15 protein-coding genes and 1 pseudogene are annotated in these 14,872 nt (G+C 53.4%); 4 read left to right on the forward strand and 12 right to left on the reverse strand.

Features of this window, described 5'->3' with window-relative positions:
- Nucleotides 1–26: 26 nt before the first annotated feature.
- Both AAFN47_RS26435 and AAFN47_RS26440 read right to left on the reverse strand, forming a co-directional pair.
- Nucleotides 27–878: a fumarylacetoacetate hydrolase family protein gene (locus AAFN47_RS26435; RefSeq protein WP_499812225.1), complete on the reverse strand. Its 852-nt coding sequence runs from the start codon at nt 876–878 to the stop codon at nt 27–29.
- Between the two features lie 18 nt (nt 879–896).
- Complete coding sequence (locus AAFN47_RS26440; RefSeq protein ID WP_499812226.1) at nt 897–2,009, reverse strand: alpha/beta hydrolase family protein; 1,113 nt, start codon at nt 2,007–2,009, stop codon at nt 897–899.
- Nucleotides 2,010–2,199: 190 nt separating this feature from the next.
- Here AAFN47_RS26440 and AAFN47_RS26445 point away from each other — a divergent pair, with 190 nt between their 5' ends.
- A complete protein-coding gene (locus AAFN47_RS26445; RefSeq protein WP_499812227.1) occupies nt 2,200–3,234 on the forward strand; it encodes a hypothetical protein in 1,035 nt (344 codons plus the stop codon).
- A gap of 60 nt (nt 3,235–3,294) precedes the next feature.
- Here AAFN47_RS26445 and AAFN47_RS26450 read toward each other — a convergent pair whose 3' ends face one another.
- Nucleotides 3,295–4,179, reverse strand: a complete 885-nt coding sequence (locus tag AAFN47_RS26450; protein WP_499812228.1) for a VOC family protein — start codon at nt 4,177–4,179, stop codon at nt 3,295–3,297.
- A 105-nt stretch (nt 4,180–4,284) separates the two neighbouring features.
- Between AAFN47_RS26450 and AAFN47_RS26455 the strand changes: the two genes are divergently transcribed.
- From AAFN47_RS26455 to AAFN47_RS26465, 3 genes are all read left to right on the forward strand, one after another.
- Nucleotides 4,285–4,650 (forward strand): YciI family protein, encoded by a 366-nt coding sequence (locus AAFN47_RS26455; RefSeq protein ID WP_499812229.1) that lies wholly within the window; start codon nt 4,285–4,287, stop codon nt 4,648–4,650.
- Between the two features lie 141 nt (nt 4,651–4,791).
- Entirely contained in the window at nt 4,792–5,856 is a 1,065-nt protein-coding gene (locus tag AAFN47_RS26460; protein ID WP_499812230.1) for a M24 family metallopeptidase, read from the forward strand.
- Nucleotides 5,857–5,859: 3 nt separating this feature from the next.
- Nucleotides 5,860–6,807, forward strand: coding sequence for a D-2-hydroxyacid dehydrogenase (locus tag AAFN47_RS26465; RefSeq protein ID WP_499812231.1), 948 nt, complete (start codon nt 5,860–5,862; stop codon nt 6,805–6,807).
- 45 nt (nt 6,808–6,852) lie between these two features.
- Here AAFN47_RS26465 and AAFN47_RS26470 read toward each other — a convergent pair.
- The 9 genes and pseudogenes from AAFN47_RS26470 to AAFN47_RS26510 all read right to left on the reverse strand — a co-directional run.
- Nucleotides 6,853–7,458 (reverse strand): annotated as a pseudogene (locus AAFN47_RS26470) (transposase); the annotation flags it as partial.
- A gap of 301 nt (nt 7,459–7,759) precedes the next feature.
- Entirely contained in the window at nt 7,760–8,479 is a 720-nt protein-coding gene (locus tag AAFN47_RS26475; RefSeq protein WP_499812232.1) for a hypothetical protein, read from the reverse strand.
- Nucleotides 8,480–8,893: 414 nt separating this feature from the next.
- Nucleotides 8,894–10,399, reverse strand: coding sequence for a tripartite tricarboxylate transporter permease (locus tag AAFN47_RS26480; RefSeq protein WP_499812240.1), 1,506 nt, complete (start codon nt 10,397–10,399; stop codon nt 8,894–8,896).
- On the reverse strand, nt 10,399–10,854 hold the full coding sequence (locus AAFN47_RS26485; RefSeq protein WP_499812233.1) for a tripartite tricarboxylate transporter TctB family protein: 456 nt from the start codon (nt 10,852–10,854) through the stop codon (nt 10,399–10,401). The genes AAFN47_RS26480 and AAFN47_RS26485 overlap by 1 nt, the downstream gene beginning before the upstream one ends.
- Nucleotides 10,855–10,932: 78 nt before the next feature.
- The gene (locus tag AAFN47_RS26490) at nt 10,933–11,673 is read right to left on the reverse strand and encodes a GntR family transcriptional regulator (RefSeq protein WP_499812234.1); all 741 of its coding nucleotides are present in this window, start codon (nt 11,671–11,673) and stop codon (nt 10,933–10,935) included.
- A gap of 272 nt (nt 11,674–11,945) precedes the next feature.
- Nucleotides 11,946–12,920 (reverse strand): Bug family tripartite tricarboxylate transporter substrate binding protein, encoded by a 975-nt coding sequence (locus tag AAFN47_RS26495; RefSeq protein ID WP_499812235.1) that lies wholly within the window; start codon nt 12,918–12,920, stop codon nt 11,946–11,948.
- Between the two features lie 35 nt (nt 12,921–12,955).
- A complete protein-coding gene (locus AAFN47_RS26500) occupies nt 12,956–13,735 on the reverse strand; it encodes an SDR family oxidoreductase (RefSeq protein ID WP_499812236.1) in 780 nt (259 codons plus the stop codon).
- Between the two features lie 24 nt (nt 13,736–13,759).
- Nucleotides 13,760–14,626, reverse strand: a complete 867-nt coding sequence (locus AAFN47_RS26505) for a polysaccharide deacetylase family protein (RefSeq protein WP_499812237.1) — start codon at nt 14,624–14,626, stop codon at nt 13,760–13,762.
- Between the two features lie 60 nt (nt 14,627–14,686).
- A partial coding sequence (locus AAFN47_RS26510) for a hypothetical protein (protein WP_499812238.1) occupies nt 14,687–14,872 on the reverse strand: 186 nt, incomplete at its 5' end.

The raw sequence follows: 14,872 nt of genomic DNA on the forward strand, positions 1-14,872 counted from the left end.
TCGTTTCTGTTATTAGTTGCGAACTGTCAGGAGACCCCGACTTGCATCTGCGCCAAACCCTCGAAGCGAATATCGATCGTGTCACCCGGCCGAACCGGGCCGACACCATCGCAAGTGCCAGTCATAATGATGTCACCCGGCAACAGCGTATAGTATTGGGACGCCCAGGAGATCTGTTCCTCAACGCTCAGGATCATCTCGCTTGTATGCGCGGATTGCCGGAGTTCTCCATTCACAGAAAGCGTAAATGGAAAACTTGAGGGAGCGGGCAGCTCGTCGCTCGTTATCAGCCATGGACCCAGCACTGAGTAGGTGTCGATCGATTTTCTGAAGCTTCGATCCTCCGGACCGCGCACCACCATATCGAGCGCTGCGGCGTACCCGGCCACAAAGCTCAACGCCTCGTCCGGCGTAACTTGACTGCACGGCTTGCCGATAACAACGCCAAGCTCAGCCTCATGGTCGGTCCTGCGATCGGGGAACCGGATATTGATGCCCTCGCCGGCGCCGACCAGCGAGCTGGTGGCCTTGAGGAACAAACCCTGGTCCTTGAGGGGGCGGCGCTGTTTTCCTTGCGAAATCGTGAGATCGGCGGTCGCCTCCAGAGCATGCGCTTCATAATTTTGCGGTGTTCCGATAATTTTACTCGGATTCGCAACTGGCGAAAGCAACTTAACCTGCGAGATTGGAACTGGCGTTGCGCTGTCAGCCAGCGCTTCCATTTCATCCCGCAAGGATTCGAGGTTCGCTATAAGCGCATCGCCCAACGGAAATGGGTGACGATGCGGTTCGAGTTTATCGACAATTGTCGTAATGTTATGGACGCCGTCGGCGCGTACGATCCCAATTTGATTGTCATTATATCTGCAGAGTTTCATAGGCAATTCCTCAGTGCGCTAAAGCCGTTCTTCAAGCCAGTCGAGCATATCCGGGACGTTGTGGGCCCAGAAATTATGACTGCAGTGATTTGTGCCGGCTCCTCGCCATTTACCGTCACGCAATTTTAATGTCTTGTCGGCGGCGCCAATTTCGCGATATAGTTGTTCCGCTCCGCGCCAGTCCATCAACGCATCTTCGGTGCCATGGGTTATATAGGTCGGGCAGCGAATTTTCTCCGCTAGCCCCTCCATGGTGAACGTACGAAGACGTTCGCGCGCGGTGTCATGATCCACATCGCCCAGCAAACGCATGACGGTTGGTCGCAGCCGAGGCGCGAAATCATACAAATTGTCCAATATCGAGTAGCAGCCGGACCAGCAGACCAAGGCTTTCAGCCTGTCATCAAAAGCCGCCACCCTGGGTGCGTAATAGCCGGCCATACTGATGCCCATCAGCGCCACCCGCTCCGGGTCTATTTCAGACCGCTGCATAAGCCAGTCGATGCAAGCAATTCCAGGAATTTCGTAATCGGCACGCGTGGGAATGCCTTTGACGTAGATTGACGATCCGCGACCCGGCGTATCAACCAAAAGCAGCGCCCAGCCTCGGTCTAGGACTTGTCGACCGCTGAAATAGATTTCCTCGGCATACGCATCCGCACCACCGATCAGGAATACGGCGGGCCACTTGTTTGAAGTGGGGTTATGGGGGTGGCAGAAATATCCGTCATAAGTTTCCTCGCCGCATTTAACGCTGATTTCCTCGATTCGGGGCGAGATCAATGCGGCGCCGGCGCGGAAATTCTGTTGCGCCTTGAGGAACAACTCGCGTTTTCTCGCTTCCCGTTCAGAGGTAAGGAATACGTCCGCCATCCGGTAGTACTGATTGGCGTGGAAGAAATGCTGCGTCGCTGTGCGCTTGTTGCCGGCCGTAATCGCATCATGCGCCTTCTGCTCCAGATCGCGGGCAAGGCCGACCCAAGCCGCCTCCCAGCCGTCATCATCATCGAGCTCGATCGTTCGGCAGAGACGGGCAATATCAAACACGTCGCCGCCGCCCTGCTGTGATTCAGCAACGAGACGCAATACCTGTGATCCGTAACGATGGGTTGGCGCAAAAAAATCGAACATATTTTGTTTGTTCCTCCAAGCCGGACTGAGCGGTCCGTATGCGTTTCTTGATCATTGCGGTGCCATCTCGCACAGGCACCTTTCCGACCTATAGTCATATTGACATACAGACTTATTGTATGACATAAATTCATAACGCCAGCAACAGCAAATCGCGTGCGGGCGAGTTCAAATTGATTGGGAGGAAATTGTGAAGTTACATCTTGTTACCGCCTTGGCTCTATGCCTATCACCGATCGCGGCGTCGTCTGCATTTGCGCAAGACGACGCAAGCGTAGCCGAATTTTACGAAGGCAAGACAATAACCTTTTTGGTTGGCGCCCGCCCCGGTGGAATGCTTGACATCTATACTCGGCTGCTCGGCAAACATATGATGAAGCGGATTCCGGGAAACCCGGATGCCGCATATCGGTCCGATGACGCTAATGGTGGCATGATGATGGCCGATTTCATGCAGAACAACACGCCAGGCGATGGCACGCATATCGGCACGACCCAGGACACCGTCCCCGTATCGCAGGTTATCAATCCTGGCGTGGGGAATTTCGACGTGCGCAGCTGGTCGCTGCTCGGTAGCATGAAGCCGAACCGGTTCTTCCTCGCGCTGTGGAAGGACGGCGCTCCGGTGGATACGCTCGAAGGGCTAAAGGAAACGGAGGTTCTGATCGGCTCGACCGGGAAGACTTCGCCCACCTACATCTTTCCGGCGTTGATGAATGAATTTCTTGACACCAAGTTGAATGTAATACCTGGCTACAATTTTGGCGCGGCGCACCTGGCTATGGAGCAGGGTGAGACGCAGGGCATCGCTTCCGCTATGGACAGCTTCCGAGCGCTGTATCCGCAATATCTTGAACAGAACAAGCTGATGCCAATTGTTCAGTTCGCGTTGACACCCGATCCGGAGCTGTCCGGCGTACCTCTGTTCGTAGACGTGGTTGAGGATCCGGTGAACAAGCAAGTAGCGGAGCTGGCGGGCATTTCTGGTGATTTTGGTCGTTTCTACTACATGGGGCCAGATGTGCCAGCCGAACGCGTTGAGGCTGTTCGCAAGGCGTTCGAGGAAACGCTGACCGATCCAGAATTTCTTGCCGACGCCGACGAGGCCGGAATTGACATCGAGTATGTGCCTTACCAGCATTTGGATGCGCTGCTAAATAAAATCCATTCCGCGCCTGCAGACGTTCTGGAAAAGGCGCAGGCCGCAATGGCTTTGCAGCAATAGTCACGATATTGGCTGACGGGCCGGCGCTAACGCGTCGGCCCGCATTTCATTGATCTATGATCAGTCTGCAAAATCCGGACGCGGCCCGCCGCCCCAGTAGCTGCCCAGGGTATCAACGGGCCAGACCTTCGGGCGGAGTGGAAATTCCTGATGCCACGGGCGCGGCTCCCAATAGCCTAGCGTCTCGTCCTTCATTTGGTCCAGCTCAGTGTAGCATTCGACAATATGGTTATCGGGATTGCGATGATAGATAAAAATGTTGTGTCCGATAATGTGACGGCCCGGTCCCCAAATCAGATGGATATCGTGCGCGCCGAGATGATCGCATGCGCGCTGGATCTCCGCCCAATCCTTCAACTCGAATGCAATGTGATGTATTTTTTGACGCTCGTGGGTGACAAAGTTGACCGCGTGGTGGTCCGGCCCACAGCGCATGAAAACGAAAAAGTCGCCACGCCAGTCGGAAACACGGAACCCCAGTATTTCTTCGTAGAATTTCACCGTTTTCTTTATGTCGTTCACCTGGAACGCAAGGTGACCCAACTTCAATGGCTTGATGCTGCTAGGAGACAAGGAGCTTGGACTGAACTGCTCTTCGGCAAAAATATCGATTGCAGTGCCCTTGTTATCCGCGAAGGTGAGTTTCTGATCAATTCCCGGGGAGTTCGAAGTTCGAGTCTCGGAATTGATTCCCTGTGCGGACAAAAATTTTCCGACCGACTGGAAATCTGTTTCAGCAGGCACTTCGAATCCTATGCGTGTGCATTGGGCGGTGTCGCCCACGCTGACATGCACTGCCTGCTGGCCCGTCGGTGTGGCAAGAAATATCGTCTCGTCCTGTCGGCCGACTTCGATCAGGCCCATCACATCCTTGTAGTAGGCAGCCAAACGTTCTGGGTTTGGTGTGGTGATTTCGGCATAGGCAAGACGTCTGACATTGATCATCTAAAATTTCTCCTCTTGTTTACGTTGATGATCATATATATTAAATATTAATCAAGCAACATTAAATATAAATTAAGTCGAAGAAACTACAAAGGGAAAAATCAAATGTCTAAAAATATTATACAACTAGAAAAGCTTCTAAGAATGAATTTATACTTAATATTTTCAAAACCTGAAGCTTCCAAAGAAGAAATAAAATCGCTTCTGCAAGAACATCTGCAGAATCAGGTTAGGCTGGAGCGAGAGGGTGTACTCTTCGGCGCCGGTCCGGTCTTTGACGAATCGGGAGAGCCAGTCTGTGGCATGTTTATCTTGCGCGCGGACTCGTTCGAGGCCGCTCGGGCAATCGCGGATCGAGATCCGCTACACCGCGCAGGTCTTCGCAGCTACACGATCCAGCGCTGGCTAATGAATGAAGGTTCGTTGTCCATGACGGTCCGGTTTTCCGACCAGTCGGCGATAGTCGAATAGGTGGAAACCATGCAAGACGTGCTCGAACGACTCCATGCACCCGTATCGCGCCGCGAACTGGAGCGGCGTTGCAACGCTATACGGCAGAAAATGGCGGAATGCGGATTCGATGCACTCCTCCTCCAGAACAACAATGATCACATGGGCGGCTATGTCCGGTATCTGACTGACCTGCCAGCCACCAATGGTTATCCAGTCACTGTGATCTTCCCGCGCGACGAGGACATGACGGTCGTGCGGCAAGGTGCGTTTGATCACCGAGAAGACCGTGGGGCGGGTGGCCGCGAAGATTTGCCCGGTGTGCGCTGGATGTTCACGACCCCGAGCTTCTCCTCGGCAAGCTATACCCGATACTACGATGCAAGGCTCGCGCTGAACGCGCTCGCACCATACGCAAAGGGCACGATCGGGCTGGTCGGCACATATCAGTTGTCCCACGCGCATGCCGCCTTTTTCCTGGAGGAAATGCCGGATGCCGACTTTCGGGAAGCTTCCGAGCTGATCGACAGCATCAAGGCGTTCAAAAGCCCAGAAGAAATCGCGCAGATCCGATTGACCGCAGCACTTCAGGACGAGGCGATGCAGGCGACATTGGCAGCGCTCCGCCCAGGAATGCGCGAGCGCGACGTTACTGCAATTGCGATGTATGAAACCCAGAAACGTGGAGCCGAGCAGGGCATTTACCTTGCCGCCTCAGCCAAGGCCGGCACGCCGATGCCACTCAATCAACGGCATTTCCAAAACCGCACGCTGAACGAGGGCGATCAGCTCATTCTTCTCATCGAAACCAATGGGCCGGGCGGCCAGTATGCGGAACTTGGTCGCGCCTGCGTGCTTGGCAAGGCTCCCGAGCAACTGCTTGCCGAGCAGGAAGTGGCGCTTGCGGCGCGCAATTTTGTCTGCGACCTGCTCAAACCTGGGGCGGACGCCGCCGAGATCTATGCGGAGTATAGCGACTGGCTGCAAAGCCGCGGCCGACCGCAGGAGCGCCGGCTGTTCGCGCATGGCCAAGGCTACGACATGGTTGAACGTCCGCTGCTCCGTCAGGACGAAACAATGCGTCTGGGGACATCGATGAACCTCGCAGTCCATCCGAGCTACATTCATGGGGGCGTACGAAGCTGGATTTGCGACAATTACCTGATCGACCAGAATGGCGAACTGGAACGGTTGCACCAGATGGACGAAGCCATATTGGAATTGTGATACATGCGGTTCCTGCTTGCTCATCCCAATCCCGAGCCGCTTGCCCATTTATTGCAATCGGTGTTTCCCAAGCTCGATCTCGTCGTCGCACGTGATGATGTCGCGCCACGCTACCTGCAAGATGTGGACATTCTTCTTACGATTGGCCGCTGGTTGACAGCCGAACATGTCGTACGGGCATCTCGGCTTCGATGGATCCAATGCCTGATCACCGGCACTGAACATATCGAACCACTTTTGCGGCGTCGACCAGACGTGTTGTTGACGAATGCGAGGGGCATACACGGTGCGCAGATGACCGAGGCAGCGCTGACCCACATGCTCGTCCTGATACGCCAGGTGCCGCGGCTTCTGTGCAATCAGAAACAGGCGCAATGGCAGCCGTTCACGCCCCGCGTGCTAGAAGGGAAAACTGCGGTCATCCTGGGTTCTGGAGCGATCGCACAGCATATGGCGCGTGTGCTGTCGCTAATGGACATGCGTGTTCTCGGAGTGAGCGCGGCTCCGCGCCAGGAAGAGGGGTTCCAAGCGATTGTTGCGCGCTCGGCCGTGCACGTGGCAGTGGCCGAAGCTGATTTCGTCATCAATCTTCTGCCCATGTCAGAGGAAAATCGGCACTTCGTGGATGCTCGATTCTGGCACGGCTGCAAACGCGAATGCGTTTTTATCAATCTCGGCCGGGGCGGCACTGTCGACACGTCCGCGCTGATAGGCGTGCTTAAAGACGGGAAAATTTCGGCGGCCGGGCTGGATGCATTCGAACTGACACCATTGCCCACCGACAGCCCACTCTGGACCATGCCCAACGTGTTCATTACTCCGGGTCTGGCTGGGCGAAGCGACAACTACGATATGAAGCTCATGAGCATCTTGGAAGCCAACATTCCGCGATTCCTACATGGCGAAGTTGGAAAAATGGTTAACCGTGTTTTAATTTCCATCGAGTACTGACGCGGGAAACGGGTTATTTTGTCGACCGTGAACAAAGGATCTGTTTCAGGCTGCAATTGATATTCTGTGTGAGATGAGCGCAGTGGCGATCAGCCACAAGAGCTCCCTGAACCATTTGAGCAGGAGTGAGAAGTTGTATCCGGCAGCCGCCAGGATGACGTTGATGGCGTCGCCCTGTTCTCCGGCGAGATAGTTGCGGCCCATGCGATGTTCGGCCTTGATGTGACCAATGACCGGCTCGACCGCCGAGCGTCTGCGCATCTGTCGTTTGATTGCTGGCGTGACCCGTCGCTTCTGGCCGGCGGTGAATACCCTGAACCTGTGGCTGTCGGGCGCATTGTGGCCGCGGTATCCGGCGTCGGCCAGGATGTGGTCGATCTGGTTGCCGATGGTCCTCTCCATGTCCGGGATCACGCTCGCCAGCGTGTGGCCGTCATAGGGATTGCCGGGCAGCGCCTTTGCGTGCAGCGCGAACTGGCCGCCCTTCGAGCGGTTGAGCGTCGTGGCGATCGAGGCCTTGACGCCGAACTCGTAAGGCGCGTGGGCCTTGCCCTTGCCGATGCATTCCACCTCATGGGCGTGCAGGCTGTAGATCTTGCGGCCGCGTTGGCGCTGCCTTTGCTCCAGAACCGCCGAGGCCTGATAGAGCGGCGATTTTGAAGAACAGCTGATAGGCCTTCTTCTACTCACCGCGATCGCAATACCATTTGGCGTTGGTAATCGATCCTTCTGTTTCTAGAATATCCATCACGGACAGAAGGCGGGGATAAAGACCACGCCTCTTCCAACGCTTGGCGATCTAAGCCTGGACCCATTTGGCGCGGGCGTCCCAATTCTCGCTGGTGTTGCCAATTTCCTTCAGGCGCGCGATCACGTCGAGCAGCTGCTCCAGCATGCCGATAGTCGTGTCGTCGGTCAGATGCCGTGCGCCATATTTGCAGGTGGCAGGGTTTTACGGCGTCACGAGAATCTTGTCGAGGATTTCCGGCTGGTCGCGATAGACGTGATAGGGAATGCGGAAACCTTCGTCCGGATAGTGCGACGTCATATTGCGTGCCCAGACCATTCCGTTGGCAAAACGCTTTTTTATGTCATCCGTCGCATTGGGATAGAACAGCGGTTTACCGAGCTGCTTCACGCGAGACACGCCAACGATGACATATTTTGAGTCGTTCTCGTCAGTGAACGGGTTGGAATAATTGGTGTAGTAGAAGATGAGGCTTTCGCTCTCTTCCAGCTCTGCGAAGAACTCGTCTGCCCCGGCCCGGCGATTGTCGTTGTCGTTGTCGTTGTCGAGACGGCCATCAGTATAAACCTCATCGCCATACATGGCTTCATAGGACCAGACGCAAACCGTTGAAGGCGGGATGTCCCATTCCTCGCGGTCGGCATCGCCGTTGAAGAAATCGGGCGGGTTCGAATATCCGCGAATGGCATCCGGTCCGAAGGCATTGATGCTGTATATGCAGGGCGGTAGATCATGGCTCCTGAGATTGCAGAGCGCCTGACCGGTACAGACCTTCTCGCGTTCGAGATTGCGTTTGCGGTGGATCACGTAGCCCGGATAGGACTTCACACCAACACAATATGTGTTCTGCTCCGGTTTCGAACAGATCCGTCCATTCCACCCGTCGTCGTGCCAGGCAATTCGTGCGGTAAGATGCGTAGTCATGCTTCCCCCAAGATAACTAGCAACTCAATCATGAGTAGCGGCTTGCAGAAGGTCAAGCATCTCAGCGCAAGACCGGTCGATATATTTTAGCTGGTGATATAAGGCTCGGGGCTGCGATACCGGCCGTTAGGTTGGGCATACGAAGACCAAAGCCTTTCAGGATCCAAGTCTCCAAGTCACTTTCATTCGCTACCTGGACATAGTCCCTCGCAAATCGCGTCGGTGAAACGACAAATGCACCATCGTCGTGACGGTGTGGAAAGAGTAAGGCGCCTTTGTGTTTTCCGCGAGCAACGAAAGCGTGAAAAGCTTTTGTGTGTCCGTCGTCAGCGCCTACTGGACAGATTGGGCTGATTGCTTAAGGCAGTGATTTTGGCAAAGTAAAGAAGAGTAACAACTGGGTTTAAGCGGAGGCTACAGCTTAACAACATGCCGCAACCCACTAAACCCGGAGAACAATATCAGGCAAAAAGCGATCCCGAGGATAACGGCACTCAACGGCCTCTCAACGAAAGTAAGGTAATCTCCTCCCGAAATCGTCAGTGCACGGCGGAAATTTTCCTCCATCATCGGCCCCAGAACAAATCCCAACAAGAATGAAGCTGCGGGCAAACCTGCGACACGCATGAATACGCCAATTACCCCGAACGCGAACACTACCCACAAGGCGACGATACTACCGTCGACAATGTACAGTCCCACACACAGCAGTACCAGTATTGCAGGGAACAGCATGTTATAGGGCACCTGGAGCAGACGGACCCATATGCCGATCAGAGGCACATTCAAAACAAGAAGAAGGACGTTTCCGATCCAGAAACTCATGATGAGCCCCCAAAAGACGTCCGCATGGCTCGCCATTAGCGAAGGCCCAGGCGTTATTCCGTGCAAGATCATGGCACCGATCATAAGTGCCATGGTCGCGCTACCGGGAATCCCCAATGTCATCGTCGGGATGAAGGCTGTCTGATCGGCAGCATTGTTCGCAGCTTCGGGCGCCGCAATTCCTTCAATTGCCCCATGGCCAAGTCGCTCAGGCTCCTTCGCAAATCGCTTTTCAACACCATAAGCCATGAATGAAGCAATCGTAGGGCCGGTTCCGGGGAGTGTCCCAAAAAATGACCCAATCCCGGCACCCCTTAACGTCGGAAACAACGAGCGAACAAATTCGTCGCGCTTGGGCCACATGCTTTTCAAGTTGATCGCCTGATCCTCACGTTTTGTTGCTCCAGCATTGCTTACACTGATGATGACTTCCGCAAGGCCGAAGACACCCATAACAACCGGAATCAGGCCGATGCCATCCTGAAGAGCAAATATACCGAAGGTGAAACGTTCATCGCCGGTATCAATATCCAGCCCAACAAATCCGACAGCCATACCGAAAAGGATCATGGCCATGTTCTTGGCAGCAGAACTGCCCGATATGGTCGAGGCCGCGACCAACCCCAAAACCATCAGCGCAAAATACTCTGCGGAACCGAACTTTAGCGCATAGTCGACGATGATCGGCGAAAACAGCATCATCAATAGGATGCCTATGCTCCCGCCAATAAAGGACGAGGTGGCAGTGATGAAGAGGGCAACACCCGCACGCCCCTTTTTCGCAAGTGGATAGCCGTCAATCGCAGTCACAGCGGACGACGGGGTACCTGGAACATTGATCAAAATTGCCGCGATCGATCCACCATATGCCGTCCCATACCAGACGCCGGCAAGCATGATCAGGCCTGCAGTGGGGTCCATGTAAAAGGTCAGCGGGAACAACAGTGATATTGCGGTCAGTGCACCAATACCGGGCAGGACGCCCACAAATGTACCGAGAAACACACCTACAAAACAATACCAGAGATTCGCTGGTTGCAACGCAACCGACAAGCCAAATCCGATGTTAGCGAATGTTTCCGAAAGGAAATCCATCAAGCCCCCAACCAGGTAAAATATTCGACGTGCTGACCCAGCCCCAAACTAAATATGAGATAGACGAACAAGCAGAGGAAAACGGCGAGAGCACAACTCTTAACAAATCCGATATACTCGGCACTCGCCAAAGACGAAATCACGACAAGGATGCCAATCGCTGGCACCAGACCGAACCAACTCACAACGCCGATAAAACTGAGTATGCCGAACAGGATAATGAAAGCGCGCGACCATGTTAAATGCAGCGCTTCGGCGTTTTTCAGCGCGCCTTGCACACCGATGACAATGCCGGAGCAGGTAAGAAGAATCCCCACCAGAAGCGGGAACAGGCCCGGCCCAAGGTCATCAAATCCCGATGTAGGAAACTTTGCATAAGCGTAAGTTGAAACGCCGATACCAAACCCGGCTATGACAAGCCCGGTCAACACGTCAATTCCTGCGATCCAACGCATCGCGCACGACTCCACACATTTCGGAACTATCGTGACATCGCCAAGCGGCAACAATTGGCGAGACCGTTTTGATCACTTTCATGATGGCGTAATACTGTCGCGAACCAGATCGGCAGTTCGGGAAAAATGGTTGTTCAGCAGGTTCACGGCCTCATCGCCGTTCCGCGCAATCGCTGCCTGGGCAATCGCTTCGTGCTCCTTGGCACGGTCGCTTGCCTGCGGCGTCAATCGTGCGAGAACCCGATACCTGTCCGAAGCGAAAAAGAGCGTTCTGCAAAATCCCAGCAGCCACACCGATCTGCATGCGCTGATCAACGCTTCGTGAAACTCGAGATGCCGTAGATTCCACTCGGGATTGCGGTTTATTTCTTGCTCTGAAGTTCTGGCAAATCGGTCCGTCCGCGCCAACCGATGTAAGGAAATCAATATACGCTCCTCCCACTCCTGGCTTCCGTGCTCGATCGATTCACGCAAACCGATTTCATTGAGCCACCGCTTCGTCCTCAATATTCCATCCAGTTCCACCACGCTGAAACCAGCGACGGTGAAACCGCGTCGCTCGTTCTGCGCAATCATGCCCTCGCTTGCCAGCCTGCTCAAAGCCTCCCTGACGGGTGCTGCTCCAATTGAATATTTAGCGCCCAGTTCCTGCGGCTGTAACTTCGCGCCTGGGGAGTATTTCCCATTGAGAATATCCTCTCGAATGAGGATATATGCTTGCGTCGCCAACGTTCTCTTTGTACTCGCTTCGGTCGTCCGTCCTGCCCCGAAATCCGACAGATCCGGTGAAGTTTCGGCAAAGGGTAGAACGTTCGGCATCCTTGTTTCCATATTCAAAGGTCCTCGTGCGACAAATTGAAGAAACACTCGATCAGTTGCACCTTCTCTAAGAGCCTCAATTATTTACAATTGCGCACCAATTCTAGCAACCTGACCTACATGCCCTCCATTTTAGAAGATCAGTCCGAAGCAAAAAATCACAACCAATTCTTTATCAATGGCAATACCATTCAAATATTTAAAAACTTGACTTTTATTAGGAAAAGCATATCCGCCTGCAACACACTTCTGCACAGGCGGATATCTCGTATCTATTTCGATTCTTCATCCTTATTGATGACGAGCACCCATTTGGCTTCCTCGTCCGTCAGCCATTGACCGTATTCTTCAGGAGTCGAACCAGGTGCCACAGAACCAATTTCGGTAAATGCCTCTTCAATTTCCGGCACTGCGAGCGCTTCCTGAATGTGCTTGCTTAGAAAGTTGAGCACATCGGCGGGGGTGCCCTTCGGTGCCAACACACCGTTTAGCGTACTACCCGTGACATTGGGATAGCCTGCTTCTTCAATGGTTGGAACGTCCGGCAGCACTTTGCTCCGACCATAATTTCCAATAACGGCGAGGGGTCGCAGTTTTCCACTTTCAATGTGCGGCATGGCACTCTTCAACTGCTGGAAACCTGCATCAATCTGCTCTCCAACAAGCGCGGTGATCGCCGGGGCGTTCCCCTTGTAATAAACTTCAGTCCAGTCAACGCCCGACTCCTGACGGAGCAACATGCCGATGAAGTGATTTGTGCTGAGACGGCTGCTGAAGCCGACCGTAACTTCGCCTGGATGTGCCTTTGTATATTCGACAAACTCTTCAACGGTTGTAACCGGAAGAGATGACCGAACCAAAAGCAGGTTTGTCGCCTCCGCGAGGCTGCTGACAGGATCGAACACTGATTTCCAGTCGCTGTAAGGTGCATTTTCTCTCAGCATAGGTCCGAATATCAGCGGACCGTTTCCCCCGATAAAAAGTGTGTGCCCATCAGGCTCGGATTTCGAAACGGCCACACCTGCGATCATTCCTCCACCGCCCGGCTTGTTGACGACAACGACCGGTTGACCCAGCTTATCGCCAAGTCCCTTCTGTAGAAGCCGAGCACTGGTATCAACATTACCACCAGCCGAGTATGGCACGACGAGAGTGATTGGCTTGCTGGGAAATTCTTGCGCTACAGTTTGGTGAGAAAAAAGAGCGAATGATGCGACGGTGAATGCCGCAATGATCTTATGTTTCATAGATAACCTCCCTTGATTAGTTTCGGCGACGATATTTAAACGAGACCTGCGTAGGACCCTCCATCCAGTTGAATATTCTGACCTGACATGTATCCAGCCTGCTGACTGCAAATAAATGCACACGTATCGCCAAATTCATTCGGCTGCCCGAGCCGCTTTGCAGCGATTGTTGAAGCAATTTGCTTCTTTGCTTCCTCGATACTTACTGACTTATCTTTCGAGATAATATCGGCCATAAATGTTGTTCGATCCGTATCAAATCGTTCGGGCAACATGTTATTTATTGTTACATTGTCTATCGCACATTCAATTGAAAGAGCCTTGCAAGCGGCGGTCAAACCTGCTCTTGCCGCAGTGGAAAGCCCCATTCGCGGTCTTGGTGACTTGACCATGGCAGAGGTAATATTAACTATACGACCGAATTTTTGCTCCCTCATATGAGGCAAGACATGCTTAATTATCGTGAGAGCAATAATCATGTTCTTGTTCATTGCATCCATCCAGTCTTCCGGACCCCAATCCACGAAGCGGCCTGGTGCCGGCCCACTATTGTTTGTGACAAGGATGTCCGGCGTTCCCGCTGCAACCACAAACTCTTTCAACTGACGTTCATCATTCAGATCGGCGCAAATATAGTTGACCTTACGCCCAGTCTTTTCCTCGATTTCTGATGCAGCGACCTGCAAAGCCTCTTCATTCCGGCCGTTGATTGTTACGGAGCAGCCCGCTTCTGCCAGCGATAGCGCACAGGCTTTTCCAAGTCCGCGCGATGATCCGCATATGAGAGCTGCCTTTTCCGATATTCCCAGGTCCATAGCTGATATTTCCTAGATTTCGACTCAGTCAGCATAGTTCGTCAGGATATGACTGACGGCTTCCGCTCGCGTTCCGATCCAAATGTCATCTTCGGCTTTTGCTTTTTCGATCAGCTTTGCATAAGCGGACATTCCGAGCGCCCGGCCGAATACATGGGAATGTATCGTTGGATCGATCCGCACCGCGCCATCTTCATACTTGCGCACATATTCGAGCCATTGATCAAATATCTTGATCATCGCATCAGGCGTTTGGCCGTGCTTCATGTAAATTGGAAGGTCGTTGATATCCATATTACTTGGGAAGACGAGCAGTTTGCCGGACTTGTAATTCACAAAATACGGAAGATCGTCATCAAGAGGATCGCCGTGCCATTTGAGCCCTTCTTCCACGAGCAACCTGCCTGTGTTGAGGCTTGGCGTACCGCGAGGACTGATCCAACCTTCGGGGCGCTTTCCGGTAACGGTTTCGATCGCACCTACAGCTTTGCGGATATTCGCCCGCTCTTCTTCTTCGGAAAGGTAGGCCGGCACCACGTCCATTGAGTAGGAGTGCGCCACGATATCATGACCCGTTTCGTGGATTTCCTTGACGATATCCGGATGTCTGGCCGCCATGATACCGTTAATCATTATGGTCAGGCGTATATCAAGCTTGTCCGCTACCTTGAGGATTCTCTGGATCCCTCTTTTCGGCCCATACTCTGCGAAACTGACAGCATTGGTATCAAGCACGCCGGCTTTGATCGGGTTACCCATCGGGCCGATGCCGGGCCATTTGTCGTCCGCCCACCCTTCGAATGCGCATCTGAAAATCACGGCGATACGCTTACCATCCGGCCAGCGAAAGCTCTCAGGGAGGTTTGTCGTTTCTACGACTTCTTCAGTCATTCTCATTCACTTTCGTGTTCGGCTTGATATTCACAGGGTGCCTCAAATGAATAGCCTATGTCAATTTTTTTCGAAAATTTTTTTATTATAAGTTTTTTTTCGAAATATATTCCATTTAGAGAGTGTCAACGGCGGAATAAAAGTCGGCCAAAGGGCGGCGCAAAACCAGGCCACTTTGCGCCGCAAGCGGGGAACGCCGGGAGGGCGTAGCCCGACCAGAGTTTCCCGCTTGCGGGTCGGCGTTTT

Source organism: Hoeflea sp. CAU 1731 (assembly GCF_039888615.1).
Lineage (GTDB): Bacteria > Pseudomonadota > Alphaproteobacteria > Rhizobiales > Rhizobiaceae > Flavimaribacter.

Excerpts from the sequence above, each read along its gene's own strand:
- AAFN47_RS26435 (WP_499812225.1), bottom strand. The coding sequence starts at position 878 with ATGAAACTCTGCAGATATAATGACAATCAAATTGGGATCGTACGCGCC.
- AAFN47_RS26440 (WP_499812226.1), bottom strand. The coding sequence starts at position 2,009 with ATGTTCGATTTTTTTGCGCCAACCCATCGTTACGGATCACAGGTATTG.
- AAFN47_RS26450 (WP_499812228.1), bottom strand. The coding sequence starts at position 4,179 with ATGATCAATGTCAGACGTCTTGCCTATGCCGAAATCACCACACCAAAC.
- AAFN47_RS26455 (WP_499812229.1), top strand. The coding sequence starts at position 4,285 with ATGTCTAAAAATATTATACAACTAGAAAAGCTTCTAAGAATGAATTTA.
- AAFN47_RS26460 (WP_499812230.1), top strand. The coding sequence starts at position 4,792 with ATGGGCGGCTATGTCCGGTATCTGACTGACCTGCCAGCCACCAATGGT.
- AAFN47_RS26465 (WP_499812231.1), top strand. The coding sequence starts at position 5,860 with ATGCGGTTCCTGCTTGCTCATCCCAATCCCGAGCCGCTTGCCCATTTA.
- AAFN47_RS26475 (WP_499812232.1), bottom strand. The coding sequence starts at position 8,479 with ATGACTACGCATCTTACCGCACGAATTGCCTGGCACGACGACGGGTGG.
- AAFN47_RS26480 (WP_499812240.1), bottom strand. The coding sequence starts at position 10,399 with ATGGATTTCCTTTCGGAAACATTCGCTAACATCGGATTTGGCTTGTCG.
- AAFN47_RS26485 (WP_499812233.1), bottom strand. The coding sequence starts at position 10,854 with ATGCGTTGGATCGCAGGAATTGACGTGTTGACCGGGCTTGTCATAGCC.
- AAFN47_RS26490 (WP_499812234.1), bottom strand. The coding sequence starts at position 11,673 with ATGCCGAACGTTCTACCCTTTGCCGAAACTTCACCGGATCTGTCGGAT.
- AAFN47_RS26495 (WP_499812235.1), bottom strand. The coding sequence starts at position 12,920 with ATGAAACATAAGATCATTGCGGCATTCACCGTCGCATCATTCGCTCTT.
- AAFN47_RS26500 (WP_499812236.1), bottom strand. The coding sequence starts at position 13,735 with ATGGACCTGGGAATATCGGAAAAGGCAGCTCTCATATGCGGATCATCG.
- AAFN47_RS26505 (WP_499812237.1), bottom strand. The coding sequence starts at position 14,626 with ATGACTGAAGAAGTCGTAGAAACGACAAACCTCCCTGAGAGCTTTCGC.